Origin of the sequence: Winogradskyella damuponensis, assembly GCF_039538385.1 — a bacterium.
GTDB lineage: Bacteria > Bacteroidota > Bacteroidia > Flavobacteriales > Flavobacteriaceae > Winogradskyella > Winogradskyella damuponensis.
Genome location: NZ_BAABCB010000019.1, coordinates 182,424 through 197,177, shown reverse-complemented (window position 1 = coordinate 197,177; position 14,754 = coordinate 182,424). Strand labels below are relative to the sequence as shown.

At 31.9% G+C, this 14,754-nt stretch carries 11 protein-coding genes and 1 tRNA gene; 9 read left to right on the top strand and 3 right to left on the bottom strand.

Annotation, left to right across the window (positions count from 1 at the left end; translation table 11 throughout):
* Positions 1 to 143 precede the first annotated feature (143 nt).
* A tRNA-Phe gene (locus tag ABD730_RS11745) sits at positions 144 to 219 on the bottom strand.
* Between the two features lie 102 nt (positions 220 to 321).
* Between ABD730_RS11745 and ABD730_RS11740 the strand changes: the two genes are divergently transcribed.
* The 7 genes from ABD730_RS11740 to ABD730_RS11710 all read left to right on the top strand — a co-directional run bounded on the left by ABD730_RS11740 (position 322) and on the right by ABD730_RS11710 (position 8,216).
* Complete coding sequence (locus ABD730_RS11740) at positions 322 to 1,050, top strand: type III pantothenate kinase (protein ID WP_334470605.1); 729 nt, start codon at positions 322 to 324, stop codon at positions 1,048 to 1,050.
* Entirely contained in the window at positions 1,050 to 2,372 is a 1,323-nt protein-coding gene (gene bamG / locus ABD730_RS11735; RefSeq protein WP_344714794.1) for a BamG family beta-barrel-assembly machinery protein, read from the top strand. The genes ABD730_RS11740 and bamG overlap by 1 nt, the downstream gene beginning before the upstream one ends.
* Before the next feature lie 14 nt (positions 2,373 to 2,386).
* Entirely contained in the window at positions 2,387 to 3,787 is a 1,401-nt protein-coding gene (locus tag ABD730_RS11730) for a tetratricopeptide repeat protein (RefSeq protein ID WP_215927209.1), read from the top strand.
* A complete protein-coding gene (gene lptC / locus ABD730_RS11725) occupies positions 3,787 to 4,353 on the top strand; it encodes an LPS export ABC transporter periplasmic protein LptC (RefSeq protein ID WP_344714792.1) in 567 nt (188 codons plus the stop codon). Before ABD730_RS11730 ends, lptC begins: the two co-directional genes overlap by 1 nt.
* 123 nt (positions 4,354 to 4,476) lie before the next feature.
* On the top strand, positions 4,477 to 4,668 hold the full coding sequence (locus ABD730_RS11720; RefSeq protein ID WP_215927213.1) for a hypothetical protein: 192 nt from the start codon (positions 4,477 to 4,479) through the stop codon (positions 4,666 to 4,668).
* Positions 4,669 to 4,671: 3 nt separating this feature from the next.
* The gene (locus ABD730_RS11715) at positions 4,672 to 5,961 is read left to right on the top strand and encodes a hemolysin family protein (protein WP_215927215.1); all 1,290 of its coding nucleotides are present in this window, start codon (positions 4,672 to 4,674) and stop codon (positions 5,959 to 5,961) included.
* Positions 5,962 to 6,068: 107 nt separating this feature from the next.
* Positions 6,069 to 8,216: a peptidylprolyl isomerase gene (locus ABD730_RS11710; RefSeq protein ID WP_334470612.1), complete on the top strand. Its 2,148-nt coding sequence runs from the start codon at positions 6,069 to 6,071 to the stop codon at positions 8,214 to 8,216.
* Positions 8,217 to 8,303: 87 nt separating this feature from the next.
* On the opposite strand, the gene ABD730_RS11705 is transcribed toward ABD730_RS11710, so the two are convergent.
* Both ABD730_RS11705 and ABD730_RS11700 read right to left on the bottom strand, forming a co-directional pair.
* On the bottom strand, positions 8,304 to 9,233 hold the full coding sequence (locus tag ABD730_RS11705; RefSeq protein WP_344714789.1) for a GYDIA family GHMP kinase: 930 nt from the start codon (positions 9,231 to 9,233) through the stop codon (positions 8,304 to 8,306).
* Between the two features lie 21 nt (positions 9,234 to 9,254).
* A complete protein-coding gene (locus ABD730_RS11700; protein WP_344714787.1) occupies positions 9,255 to 10,628 on the bottom strand; it encodes a hydroxymethylglutaryl-CoA reductase, degradative in 1,374 nt (457 codons plus the stop codon).
* Positions 10,629 to 10,811: 183 nt separating this feature from the next.
* On the opposite strand from ABD730_RS11700, the gene ABD730_RS11695 reads away from it, so the two are divergent.
* Positions 10,812 to 12,989 carry a S9 family peptidase gene (locus tag ABD730_RS11695; RefSeq protein WP_344714785.1) on the top strand — a complete coding sequence of 726 codons (2,178 nt, stop codon included), beginning with the start codon at positions 10,812 to 10,814 and terminating at the stop codon, positions 12,987 to 12,989.
* Between the two features lie 207 nt (positions 12,990 to 13,196).
* Complete coding sequence (locus ABD730_RS11690; protein ID WP_334470777.1) at positions 13,197 to 14,720, top strand: peptide MFS transporter; 1,524 nt, start codon at positions 13,197 to 13,199, stop codon at positions 14,718 to 14,720.
* The last annotated feature ends 34 nt before the right edge of the window (positions 14,721 to 14,754 follow it).

Genomic DNA, 14,754 nt, shown 5'->3' with positions numbered 1-14,754 from the left:
GAATTCTTTCTGTTTAGATTAACTACAATCTTTGCTTAAACACAACTTTTGATCTTGATCCATATTTTTCTAGGGGTTATGCGAGAATATAAAAACCAAAAAAGCCTTAAATCATTTATAGTCAAATGTTTAAGGCTTTTTGGTGGTGGTGCCTCCAGGAATCGAACCAGGGACACAAGGATTTTCAGTCCTTTGCTCTACCAACTGAGCTAAGGCACCAGTTGCTTAATTAAGCGGGTGCAAATATAAATGTATTTTTTATATACGCAAAAAGAATTTGATAAAATTTGATTTTATAAATTTGCAATTAACAGAATTGATATGAATCTTATTGTAGATGTAGGGAATACATATGTTAAATTTGCTGTCTTTGATGATGAAAATTTAATTTATAAGCTAAGTTTTAAGCTTAATGGGTTTAAAATGCAGTATGAAATATTGAAAAAAGACTTTCCAAAGTTAAAAAAAGCAATTATTTCATCTGTTGGTAACTTGTCAAGTGAACAAGTTACACTCATAAGAAATGATTTTAATACGGTTGAGTTAACTTCAAAATTAAATTTCCCGTTTATAAACGATTATCAAACACCAACCACATTGGGTGTAGATCGAATTGCTTTGGTTTGTGCTTCTGTAAATCAATTTCCAAATAAAAATGTACTAATTATAGATGCTGGTACATGTATAACTTATGATTTTGTTACAAAAGACAATCATTATCTTGGTGGTGCTATTTCGCCAGGATTGAGGTTGCGTTATGTTTCACTAAATAATTTAACAGCAAATCTTCCGTTATTAGAAACAAAGTTGCCTCATACTATTGTTGGAAACTCTACAGAATCATCAATTCATTCTGGTGTGGTAAATGGTGTTATTAAGGAAATAGATGGAATTATAGATCAATATCTAACAGATTATTCAGATTTAACAGTTATTTTAACAGGAGGAGATGCCAATTTTTTGTCAAACCAATTAAAAAATAGCATATTTGCGAATTCAAATTTTCTATTGGAAGGTTTGAATTTTATTCTAGAATATAATTCAAAATAATGATAAAACGATTCATTGTAATTTGTATTACAATTATAAGTTCTGCTGCTTTTGCACAACAAGGAACGGGTTCTCCATATTCATTTTATGGTATTGGGAGTCTAAAGTTTAACGGTACTGTAGAAAACCGTAGTATGGGAGGTATTGGTGTTTACTTAGATAGCATTCACGTTAATTTAAGAAATCCAGCGTCATATGCAGGTAAGAATGTTGAAGCATTTCCTTTTGATGGAGAAAGTAGACCTGTAAAGTTTACTGTTGCCGGAACCATGTCAGATGTGACATTAAAAAGCAATTCGGGTGAAGCAAAAACAAATAGTACAATCTTTGATTATATAGCCATGTCAATACCAGTTGGTAAATTTGGTTTTGGTTTTGGTTTAATGCCTTACACATCTGTTGGCTACAAGCTAGATGATATTAATAGTGATGGTTTTTTAGTAAATCGTTACAATGGTGAAGGTGGTGTCAATAGAGTTTTTGCTGGTTTGGGTTACCAAGTTACAGACAAATTAAGTTTTGGTGTAGACTTTAATTATAATTTTGGAAATATTCAGAATACAGGTCTTGAAATAAAATACACACCAGAAGGAGATTTGGTGCAATACCAAACTAGTGAGTTTAATAGGTCTGATTTAAGTGGTTTAAATTTTAATTTTGGTGTAGCTTACAAAACCATGATTAATGATAAGTTAGAGCTGTCTACAACCTTAACTTATGCTCCAGAAAGTAAATTAAAGTCAGATAATATCAGGTCTTTTTCAACAGTTTCTTTAGATGCAACTACGTTAGAAATTTCGGGTGTGTCTAGTGAAATAGATGCGGACTTAGAGGCTCAAAACCTTGACCGTACCGATTTAACATTGCCGTCTACCTTATCTTTTGGTGCTGGTATAGGTGAACCTCAATCTTGGTTTGTAGGTGCAGAATATACATTTCAAAATTCAAGTAATTTTTCTAACCCTGTTTTTTCTAATCAAATTTCTACTTTTGAAAATTCATCAAAAGTTGCTATTGGTGGGTTCTATATTCCAGATTATAAAGCGTTTTCAGGGTATTTTAAACGTATAGTTTATAGAGCTGGTTTTAACTTTTCAAATACCGGTTTAGTAATAAAAGATGAGTCAATTAATGAGTTTGGCATGTCTTTTGGTTTAGGTTTACCAGTTGGAAACCGAAGTTTATTTTCTAATGCCAATTTAGGCGTAGAGTTTGGAAGACGAGGAACAACTAATCAAAATTTAATTCAAGAGAATTTTGTAAACTTTAATGTAAGTTTATCTTTAAGCTCTAGATGGTTTAAACAAAAGAAGTATAACTAACAAAATTAATAAAAATGAAGACGAGAATTACAATACTACTTTTAGCGCTTTTTGCAAGTGTTAACATAGGAATTGCTCAAGATAATGATCAAGAAGAATGTATGAATAATCTATCAATATTTGATAGTTATGTGAAAAGTAAAAAATATGATGATGCTTACGGGCCATGGAAAATAGTTAGAGAGAAATGTCCTAAATTTAATAGAGCGATTTATGTACATGGTGAGAAAATACTGAAGGATAAAATAGAAAAATCTACAGGTGCAGAACAAATAGCTCATATTGAAGATTTAATGTTGTTATATGATCAAAGTAGAGAGCATTTTGAGTCTAAATATGATCTTGGTGAAATATTAGAAGATAAGGCAAACTTAGCTTATAAGTATAGAAAAGAGTTAAATAAGTCAGATCAAGAGTTATATAATATGTTTGACGAGGCGTTTAAAAAAGATGCTAAAAACTTTGATAGTGCGATAGGTCTTTATACTTATTTTTCATTAGCTGTAGATTTATACGATGCTGGTGCAAAGACACCTGCAGATGCTCAAAAATTGTTTGATAAATATGATGATGTAAGCGAGCTTATTGAAAATTTAATCAACGGTTATACTAAAAGATTAAATGTATATGCCGAAAAAGAAGAAGCTGGAGAAGCTTTGTCTAAAAAGGAACAACAATATAAAAAGAGTTACGAGTCTAATATAGATGTGTTTGAAACTAAGATTTTAACAAGCATGGACAAGAAGCTTGGTGACAGAGCTAATTGTGAAGTCTTAATTCCTTTATATCAAAAAGATTACGAGCAAAATAAAGATGATGCTGTTTGGTTACAACGTGCCATGAATAAAATGGGGGAAAAGGAATGTACAGACGATCCTTTATTTGAAAAATTAGTTGAACAAAAAAATAAAGTTGAGCCAGATGCTAAAACAGCGTATTATTTAGGTGTTTTAAAAGAAAAGCAAGGTAAAATGTCTGAGGCTGATAAGTATTACAACCAGTCTTTTGATTTGGAAACAGATCCGCTTAAAAAATGGAAGCTTGTAATGCGTGTAGCTGAAAAGAATTACAAAAGAGGTAACTATGGTAAAGCAAGACAGCAATATATGGAAGCTTTAAAATTAAATCCTTCTAATGGTGGACCATATTTGAGAATAGCAGCTATGTATGCTAAAAGTGCAAACAACTGTGGAGACACTAACTTTAACAAAAGAGCTGTATTCTGGTTAGCTGCTAACGAAGCAGAAAAAGCTGGTAGAGTAGATGGAAGATTAAAATCTGTAGCCGCTAAAACAGCAGCTAGTTATAGAGCTAGTGCACCTACTAAACAAGAAATTTTTAGCGCTACTAATGCTGGTCAAACTATTAAAATAGGATGTTGGATAGGTCGTTCAGTAGTTGTACCAAAAGATTAATGAAAAAACAGTATTTACATATTATTAAAAACTTAGTCACAGCAATTGTTGTGACTTTGTTTTTTTCATGTAAAAACGATTTTGACGATGTTCAAAAAGTCGGTGTTTTACAAAATCAACCCATTGGTGAAACAGAGCATATCGATTTAAAATATACCGAGTTCAAAAAAGATACAGTGAGGTTGTTAGCCAATCTTTTAAGTCCTAAAATGTTAGACTATTCTAATAGAGATTTTGCATTTTCAGAATTCCCTAAAGGTATTGAGCTTAAGATTTATGACGAAAACAATAACCAAACTACTATAACGTCTAACTACGCTATTGCCTATACCGAAACTGATATTATAGATCTACGAGGTAATGTTGTAATTGCAACACCTGGAAAGGATACGTTATTTACAGAGCAATTATTTTATAATCAAAAGTTAGAATGGCTATTTACTAATGAGCCTTGGTTGTTTAATCGTGCTGTTGGTCCAATGCATGGTATTGGTTTTGATTCGGATAAAGAGTTTAAGAATTTTCAGATGTTAGAAATGGGAGGTGACTTTCAATTTGATAATTAACTATCTTTGTTTCTTAACCATTTTACTAAACACATGATTCTAGCGCATCATAAAATTGCAATGTTTTATAAATTGTACCATGCGCGAACAGGATGTGACAAATAAAAAACAATACATCAACACATGAAAATACAGAAGATTTTTCATTACGCTTACATTATTTTTGCTGTACTATTTTTATACGATGCCATTTCAAAATGGTCCGATAATAGAAATGGAGCATACATGTCATTGCTTTTTGCCGCATTGGCTACCTTTATGTTTTTCTTTAGAAAACGCTTCAGTAAAAAGTTTGAAGATCGTAATAATAAGTAATCTATGACTGCTGATATAGTCATAATTATAAGTACACTAATACTTTCTGCTTTTTTTTCTGGTATGGAAATCGCATATGTATCTGCGAATAAAATTCATATTGAGTTAGAGAAAAAACAAGGTGATTTTCTAGGGCAAATCTTAGGTAAACTTACAGCCAAACCTTCCAAGTATATTGCTACAATGCTTATAGGTAATAATATTGCCTTAGTTATTTATGGCTTTAAAATGGGTGATGTCCTTGTGCGATGGTTTAATACGATGTTACCTTCAGATAGTGCTGCTTTAAACTATTTATTTAATGACTTACAGTTGTTAACACAAACTGCAATTTCTACTCTGGTTATTCTATTTACTGCAGAGTTTTTGCCAAAAGTGTTTTTTCAAATCTATGCAAATACCTTATTAAAGGTTTTGGCATTTCCTACCTATATATTTTATGTGCTGTTTTCTTGGATTTCAGATTTTGTTATTTGGATTTCAGATGCTGTTTTAAAATATATATTTAAAGCAGAAGGAGAAGATGTTGTATTAGCAATGACTAAGGTTGAGCTAGGAAACTATATTACAGAACAAATGGAATCTGTTGAGAACCATGATGATGTAGATAGTGAAATTCAAATTTTTCAGAATGCTTTAGAGTTCTCAGATGTGAAAGCTAGAGAGGTTATGGTACCTCGTACAGAGATTACTGCTGTAGATATTTCTGAGTCTTTAGAGAATTTGAGGCAGTTATTTATAGATTCTGGTAGAACCAAGATTATTGTTTATAAAGATAGTATAGATGATATTTTAGGTTATGTACATTCTTTTGAATTGTTTAAAAAGCCAAAATCCCTAAAATCTATAATCATTCCGGTAGGTTTTGTACCTGAAACAATTCTGATTAAAGACGTTCTTAATATTTTAACTAAAAAGCGTCGTAGTATGGCTGTGGTTATTGATGAGTATGGAGGTACCTCTGGAATTATGACCGTTGAAGATATTATTGAAGAATTGTTTGGAGAGATTGAAGATGAGCACGATACTATTGAAATGGTTGAGGAACAAATTAATGAAAACACCTATAAATTTTCTGCAAGGTTAGAGGTTGATTATATTAATGAAACCTATAAAATAAATCTTCCAGAAAGTGAAAATTACGAAACCTTAGGTGGTTTAATTGTTAATGCTACTGAAGAAATTCCACAAGAAAATGACGATGTGCAAATCGATAACTTCAAATTTACAATTACAGAAGTGTCTTCAACAAAAATAGATGAAATCATCTTAAAAATACTTGAAGTAGATTAATGCATTTCTAACACTCATAAAAACTGCACTTCTCCTTTTATTATTTACAATAAAATACTATTTTCGCAGACTTATTTACACCAAAATTATACTATACAAAAAAGACTATGGCAGTTTTAAATAAAATTAGACAACGCTCACTGGTATTAATATTAGTAATCGCATTAGCGTTATTCGCATTTGTAATTGGAGATTTATTCAAAAACTCTGATGCCCTAACAGGTAGTTCGCAAGATGTTGTTGCTACTATTAATGGTACAGATATCAATCGTGCAGAGTTTCAACAAAAAGTAAAGAACTATCAAGAGAGAGCAGGTGGAAGACAAACGTCTACACAAGCTATGAATGTAATTTACAATCAAGAGCTTCGTAATATTGTTTTAAAATCTGAGTTTGAAGAATTAGGATTGTCTGTTGAAAAAGACGAAATGAGAGATTTATTGAAAAATAGTTTTTCTTCTTATCCTGAGTTTCAAGATGAAAACGGAAACTTTGATGTTAACCGTTTAAATGCTTTTATTTCTAACTTAAGGGATCTAAATGGTCAAACTGCACCATTAGGTAACTTTATGGTTAATTATGATAGTTGGACAAATAATGAGCAGACTATTGCTGCAAATGCAATTCAGCAAACGTATTATAACATGATTAAAGCTGGGGTTAGTACAACTATAGCAGAAGCAGAAGAAGAGTATTTTGGTGATGCAAAAACGATAGATGTTCGTTATGTGCAAGTTCCTTATACAACAATTGCAGATAGTTTAATTGACGTTTCTAAAAGTGATATTCAAGCGTATATGAATAAGCACAAGGATACGTACGAAACAGATGCAACTAGAGAGGTTGTATATGTTGAGTTTAAAGAAGAGGCTTCTAAAGCTGATGAAGATAAAATAAAAGCAGACCTGTTAGCTTTAAAAGCTGATAAAACAGAATACAATGAAAGCAGTAAGAATACTGAAACAATTCCGGGATTTGATTCAGCTTCAGATATTGAAGAATTTGTAAACTCTAATTCAGATATCAAATACAATGACTCATTTTTAAGAGCAGATCAATTACCGGCTGTAGCTAAGGATACTTTACTTAAATTAAATGTTGGTGATTATTATGGTCCATATAAAGATGGCGAATACTACAAGTTATCTAAAGTTATTGCAAAAAAGCAAATGCCAGACTCAGTAAAAGTTCGTCATATCTTAATTCCTAATGTTGGTGGTACAAGAGCAGATGCATCTGTAACAAAGACGCCAGAAGAAGCAAAGAAAACGGCTGATAGTATTTTAGCTAAAATCAACAGTGGAACTAAATTTATGGATTTATTAGAATTATCTTCTGATAAAGTAAGTAATGAGCAAGATGGTGAAATTGAATTTGATTACAAAGCAGGTATGGCACCAGAATTTAAAGCTTACGCTTTTGATAACAAAGTAGGTGATGTAGATGTTGTTCAAACATCTTTTGGATATCATGTGATTGAAATCTTAGAGCAAAAGAGCTTTAACCAAACTGTAAAAGTTGCAACTATAGCAGATAAAATTGAGCCATCAGATCAAACACTTCAAGATGTGTTTAATAAAATGTCTAAGTTTGAAATTGCTTCTAAAGATGGTGATTTTAATGCTTTAGCAAAAGAACGCGAATTAACAGTTAAGCCAATTACATTTAATGAGCTTGATGAAAACATACCAGGTTTAGGAAGTCAGAGAGAAGTAGTGCGTTGGGCATTTGATGATGATACTGATACTGGAGAATTTAAGAATTTTGCAATATCTAATTTCGGATTTATTGTTGCTAAATTAGTTGAGAAAAAAGAAAAAGGTTTAATGAGTACAGAAGATGCTTCTATTACTGCATTACCAGAAATAAGAAAAGAAAAGAAAGCGAAAATGATTCGCGAAAAGATAACTGGAACAACATTAGCAGATATTTCTAAAAACCAGGGTCAGAGTATAAAGACTGCTGCAGCTATCACAATTAAAAATACAACCTTGTCAGGAGCTGGTGTTGAACCTAAAGTTGTAGGAGCTGCATTTGGATTAGCCCAAGGTGAAACTTCTAAGCCAATTGATGGCGAAAAAGGAGTTTATGTAGTTGAGGTAACTAAAGTGAATGAAGCAACAAAATTAGACAACTATACTGCTATTATGAACAGGTTAAATACTGAACGTAGAAATAAAGTACAGACTAAAGTTTTTACAGCTTTAGAAAATGCAGCAGAAATAGAAGATAATAGAGCTAAGACAGTTTATTAATCGACTTTAAATAAATTATTTAAAAAGGCTTAACAGAAATGTTAAGCCTTTTTTTATGAGTACACCTTTGGTTATTGTGTATGTCATTTATAAAACGATATCTGTATAAGGAATAATAGTCTCAAATCCTTTAGTATTAAAATAAGATGTAGGATTGTCTTGAGAAGCCACTAAAACGAAATCACCTCCCCAAGCCCCTAAACTTTTTACTGCGCCTTTAAAATCTATAAATAATCGGTCTTTAATAGGAGTTTGTTCTATAAGGTTAGCAATGATATGTTCATGAGATTCAATTAGATTTTTAAATTCTAAAAACGAATTACATTTAATCATTTCTTCTGTAATAGCATTGAGCTTTGTTATGCTGTCAGTGTTAATTTTACCTAATGTTTTATAGGCCGATATACCATCTCTACTATTTTGTTTTTGATTGAGATATATAAAATAGAGATGCTGTTTAAATTCTGGGTGAAAATTTACAGGTTTTACTAGAGGGCTTTGTTTAGGTTGTAGCTGAAATGTAATAGGAGTCTCATTTTGAGCACAGGCAATATCATATCCACTACCACCAAAAGTTTTTTCGAGTAATTTATAGGCATCAACATTTGCCCAAATAGCGATATTGTTAATTAAGGTAGAAGAGGTGCCTAATCCCCAAAGTCTATTAAAATCTTGGTAAGTGGTAATATTGTAACCTTGGTTGGACGCTAAAAACTCAGGATTTAAGTTTTTAGTCGCTTTTAAAATTTGTAATAAACGTGCTTTGATGTTATCAGCAGGCTTATTTTTTTGAATACTAGCGGTAATCTCATCATAAGTAATTGAGCATTGAAACCAAATTTCTTCAAGTTCATTAAAACTCTTCCAATGTATTAGATTAGAATGATTAGGTTCAATAACCAAACTCTGTCCATATTTAGTAGGAATAGCTAAAGCTTTTGCTCCGTCTAAAACAGCGTATTCAGCTGTGAGTAATAATTTTCCGTTACTTCTATATGTTGTAGCCTTTGGGTTCAAAGTTTTGGTTTTAGGATTTTTCTACGCTCTTATGTTTTTTATAGCCTCAACAACAGCGCTATGAGTAACGACATTAGTTTTAAAATGTTCAACAAGTTTTGTTTTTTCATCATCTGTAGCTTCAAACTGATTTAGAATATTCATCAAATGCATTTTCATATGACCTTCTTGTATCCCAGTAGTGGTTAAAGATTTTACAGCACCAAAATTTTGAGCCAATCCTGCAACAGCAACAATTTTCATTAGGTCTTTTGCAGTTGGTTTCTGTAGCATCTCTAATGAGAATTTGACTAAAGGATGTAAACTCGTTAAGCCACCAACAGTTCCTAAGGCTAATGGGATTTCAATCCAAAATTTAAAAATATCATCAGTAACTGAACAATGTGTTAAGCTAGAATAGCTGCCATCTTTTGCAGCATAGGCATGTACTCCAGCTTCAACAGCTCTAAAATCATTTCCTGTAGCTAAAACAACAGCATCAATACCATTCATAATACCTTTATTGTGCGTTACGGCTCTATAAGGTTCTATTTCAGCAATATTAATGGCCTGTTTAAATTTTTGTGCAAATTCTTCAGGATTAGGAATATCTTTACTTTTTAAATCTTCTATTTTACAAGATACTTCAGCGCGTACTATACATTGTGGTACGTAATTAGAAAGAATACTCATTACAACAGAAAGATCTTTCTCTTCAGTATTAAAATCATCAAACTTTAACGCTTCGTTTTTAAAAGTTGTAGCAAACTGCTCTAAACAGGTATTGATGAAATTGGCTCCCATCGCATCCAGAGTTTCAAAAGTGGCATGTAGCTGGTAATAATTAGGTAAATCTTGAGACTTGTTTCGTAATTGAATATCTAATATACCACCTCCTCGGCGTTCCATGCTTTTAGTTATGGAAGCTGTGTCACTAATGAGTTTAGGTTTTACATGTTTAAAAAAGGCTTTAAGTTTGTTAAAATCGCCTTTATATATAAAATGAACTTGACCAATTTTTTCGGTAGATAATACTTCGGCTTTAAAACCACCGCGATCTAGCCAAAACTTAGCAGCTTTACTTGCGGCAGCAATAACAGAGCTTTCTTCAATTGCCATTGGGATGGTGTAAGTGGTCTCATTAATTAAGAAATTAGGAGCAACACCCAATGGTAAGTAATAATTAGTAATGGTGTTTTCAATAAACTCATCGTGTAATTTTTGAAGTTTATCGTCTGAGTTCCAATACTGTTTTACAAGTGCTCTTGCATTATCTTTATTTGTGAAATACGTGTTTAAAAGCCATTCGATCTTTTGGGATTTAGAAAGCTTAGAAAAGCCAGAAATGGTATTTGGCATGTTGGTTCTTATTTTTGAAAAAACAAAGATACTAGGATTGGTGTAAAATGTGTGCATAAACCATTGTAAATGCCGATTTACTGTTAATAATAGCGATTTTTTGCATAATTTTTAGTAAACTTGGCATTGCTTTATTAAAACATAAAATTTATAAATTGAGCATGCTAAAAATGTTATCGCACAAAAGAATGATTAGTAGCGAATCACGTGCAACTTTTTGTAAATAATAAATACATATACATGAAATTAAGACACCTTGCAGCTGTTTTTTGCTTTTTAATGACCTCTCTCGTTTTTTGTCAAGAAAAACAAATCACACTTCAAGATATTTGGAGTGGGACTTTTAGAACAGAAGGGATGCAAGCCTTACACTCAATGGCTAATGGAAATCAGTATTCAGTATTGAATTTCGATAGGCAAAGCAGAACATCTACCATAGATATTTACGATTATAAAACTTTAGAAAAAGTAAAAACCTTAGTGTCTTCAGCTGATATTTCTGAGATTCAAGGTTTTTTTGATTATTCATTTAGTGAAGACGAATCTAAAATAATTCTCACTACAAAATCACAACCCGTTTTTAGACGCTCTACGTTGGGTGAATATTATATTTATGATGTGGCATCAAAAAAAGTGACTAAAGTATCAGAAGATTTAGTACAAGAACCAACATTGTCGCCAGACGGAACAAAAGTAGCTTACGGATTTGAAAATAATTTATTTGTAAAGGATTTAATATCTGGAAACGTAGAACAGTTAACTACAGATGGCGAAAAAAATAAGATTATTAATGGTATAACGGATTGGGTTTACGAAGAGGAATTTAGCTTTGTTAGAGCTTTTGATTGGAATACAGATAGCAATCAAATTGCATTTATAAGATTTGACGAGTCTGAGGTTCCTGAATTTTCTATGGATGTTTATGGTTCAGATTTATACCAAACACAACATGTTTTTAAATACCCAAAGGCAGGTGAAGCAAATTCTAAAGTGTCTTTACATCTGTACAATTTAGATTCTAAAAAACTAACAGAGTTAAGTGAAGACAGGCCTGATGATTTTTATATTCCAAGATTAAAATGGACCAATGAGGCTAATGTTTTGAGTGTTCAGTTTATGAACCGTCATCAAAATGAATTAGAACTTTGGTTGTTTGATACCAAGGATAAGTCTATGACTAACGTATTGAAAGAAAAAGATAAAGCTTATATAGATGTGACTTTTAATTTAACGTTTTTAAAGGACAACAGTTTTATTTGGACAAGTGAGTTAGATGGTTTTAATCATATTTATCATTATTCAAAAGAAGGAACATTAATAAATCAGGTGACTAAAGGCACTTGGGAAGTTACCAATTACTATGGTTTTAATGAAAAAGCGAATACTATTTACTACCAATCTACAGAAAATGGTTCTATAAATAGAGATGTATATTCCATACAATTAAACGGGAAAAACAAAAAGCGTCTTACTAATAAAACTGGAACAAATAGCGCTTCATTTAGTGCAGATTTTACATATTTTATTAATACGTTTTCTAGTGCAACAGTACCGTATGAATATACTCTGCACACTTCAAAATCTGGTAAATTGATAAAATCTATTAAAGATAATAGAAGTTTAGCAAAACAATTAGAAGGCTATGCCATGTCTAAAAAAGAGTTCAGTACTATTTCTGTAAATGGTAATGATTTAAATATGTGGACTATTAAACCTAAAGATTTTGATGCCAATAAAACCTACCCTTTGTTTATGTATCAATATTCTGGACCAGGTTCACAACAAGTAGCTAACCGTTGGAATAGTGCAAACGATTATTGGTATCAAATGTTAGCACAGCAAGGTTATATTGTAGTTTGTATTGATGGTAGAGGTACAGGGTTTAAAGGTGCAGCTTTCAAGAAAGTTACTCAAAACGAATTGGGGAAATACGAAGTCGAAGACCAAATTGAAGCGGCCAAACAATTAGGTAAATTGGATTATATTGATGCTGAAAGAATAGGGATTTGGGGATGGAGTTATGGAGGTTTTATGAGTAGCAATGCACTATTGAAAGGGAACGATGTTTTTAAAATGGCTATAGCAGTTGCTCCAGTAACGAGTTGGAGGTTTTATGATACAATTTACACCGAACGTTATATGACTACTCCGCAAGAAAACCCAAGTGGTTATGACGAAAATTCTCCAATAAATCATGTAGATAAATTAAAAGGAGATTATTTATTGATTCACGGTACAGGCGATGATAATGTTCATGTACAAAATACCATGCGAATGGTTGAAGCTTTAATTCAGGCAGATAAGCAATTTGAATGGATGATTTATCCAGATAAAAATCACGGCATCTATGGTGGAAACACTAGATTACACCTTTATAAAAAGATGACAGATTTTATTCATCGTACATTGGGTGAGTAATTAGATTAAGTAAGCGCTTATGTGAGTGAAAAAAGGAACTAATCTGCTTTCTTACAAAAGCAAATTATGAGAAGAAAATAAAAATTTGATTTAAAAAAGAATAAACTAACTAACTGAAATTTTATAAACCTAAAAATTAAACTTATGAGCCAAGAAAATGATCCGTCTTTAATCAAGCATCTCAAAAAGCAAGGTATTGATGACTCTATGGTAATGGGACATCCTGCAGGATTGTTCGTGTTGTTTTTTACAGAAATGTGGGAACGCTTTAGTTACTATGGAATGCGAGCACTGTTAACGGTATTTTTAATAACAGAAATTGGCAAAGGAGGCTGGGAATGGACTAATGCCGATGCTATGCAATTATATGCTTGGTATACAGGTCTTGTTTATTTAACTCCATTGTTAGGAGGTTTGTTAGCCGATAAATTTACTGGGTTTAGAAAAGCAATTTTATTAGGTGCATTAATAATGACTTTAGGACATGCTTCTATGGCCTTTGAAGGTATAAGCCCTAATTTTTTCTACGCAGGACTTGTAATGATGATTTTAGGAAATGGTTTGTTTAAGCCAAATATTTCATCAATGGTAGGAAATTTATATCCAGATTCAAGTTCTAAAAAAGATGCTGGTTATACTATATTTTATATGGGTATTAACGCAGGTGCTTTCTTAGGAATGTTACTTTGTGGGTACATTGGTGAAAAAATAGGATGGCATTATGGATTTGGATTGGCTGGTGTATTTATGCTTTTTGGAATGTTACAATTCTATTTTGGACGTAATATATTTGGTGTTATTGGTGAAACGCCTAAAAAACAATTTGAAGCAGATTTAGATAAGATTGTAGACGAGGAAGAGGAAATTGAGACTCCTGCTAATATTGTAAGAGATAGATTAGTGGTTGTTGGAGTATTAATGGTTGCTAGTATTTTCTTCTTCTTTGCTTTTGAACAAGCTGGTGGATCTATGACTGTTTTTGCTAAAGATTACACACAAAGAGTTTTAGAGGGTAACTCTGGTGTTATTTTTAAATGGATAGATGCTATTTTAACTATTTTTCCAATTATAATAGTGTCTTGGGTATTATTTAGTTTAGGTAAGAAAATATATAAGACGTATCCGTTAACGATTATTTTTACAGGGATATCTTTTGTAATTATATGGTTTTTAGGTGGCTGGAAAGTATATAGAGAGTTTAGTCTTGAGCAAACAGAAGTAACAGTTTCTTGGTTTCAAATTCTTAATTCATTCTTTATTATTACATTAGCGTCTTCGTTTAGTAAAATATGGGAAAAGGTATGGAATCCATCTGGTCCAGTTAAATTTGCAATGGGTTTAGCTTTAGTCGGAATTGGATTTGTTGTTTTATCTATAGGTGCTAACAGTATTCCACAAGGAGCAACTAGTGCTTCGGTTAGTATGATATGGTTAATATTAGCCTATTTTTTCCATACAACAGGAGAATTATGTCTATCACCAGTAGGACTGTCTTATGTCTCTAAATTATCACCTAAACGCTTAGCAGGTTTATTATTTGGACTTTGGTTTACAGCTTCGGCAATTGCCAACTTTATTGCAGGAATGACAGGGTCATATATCGATAAGATCTCACAAACTTACTCTATGTCTACTTTCTTCTTAATTATTGCATCGATACCTATTTTTGCAGCAGTGATTTTATTGATTTTAAATCCGAAATTGAAGAAAATGATGCATGGAATCAATTAATTATTGCAACTAATTATAATCTATCCTTTATATA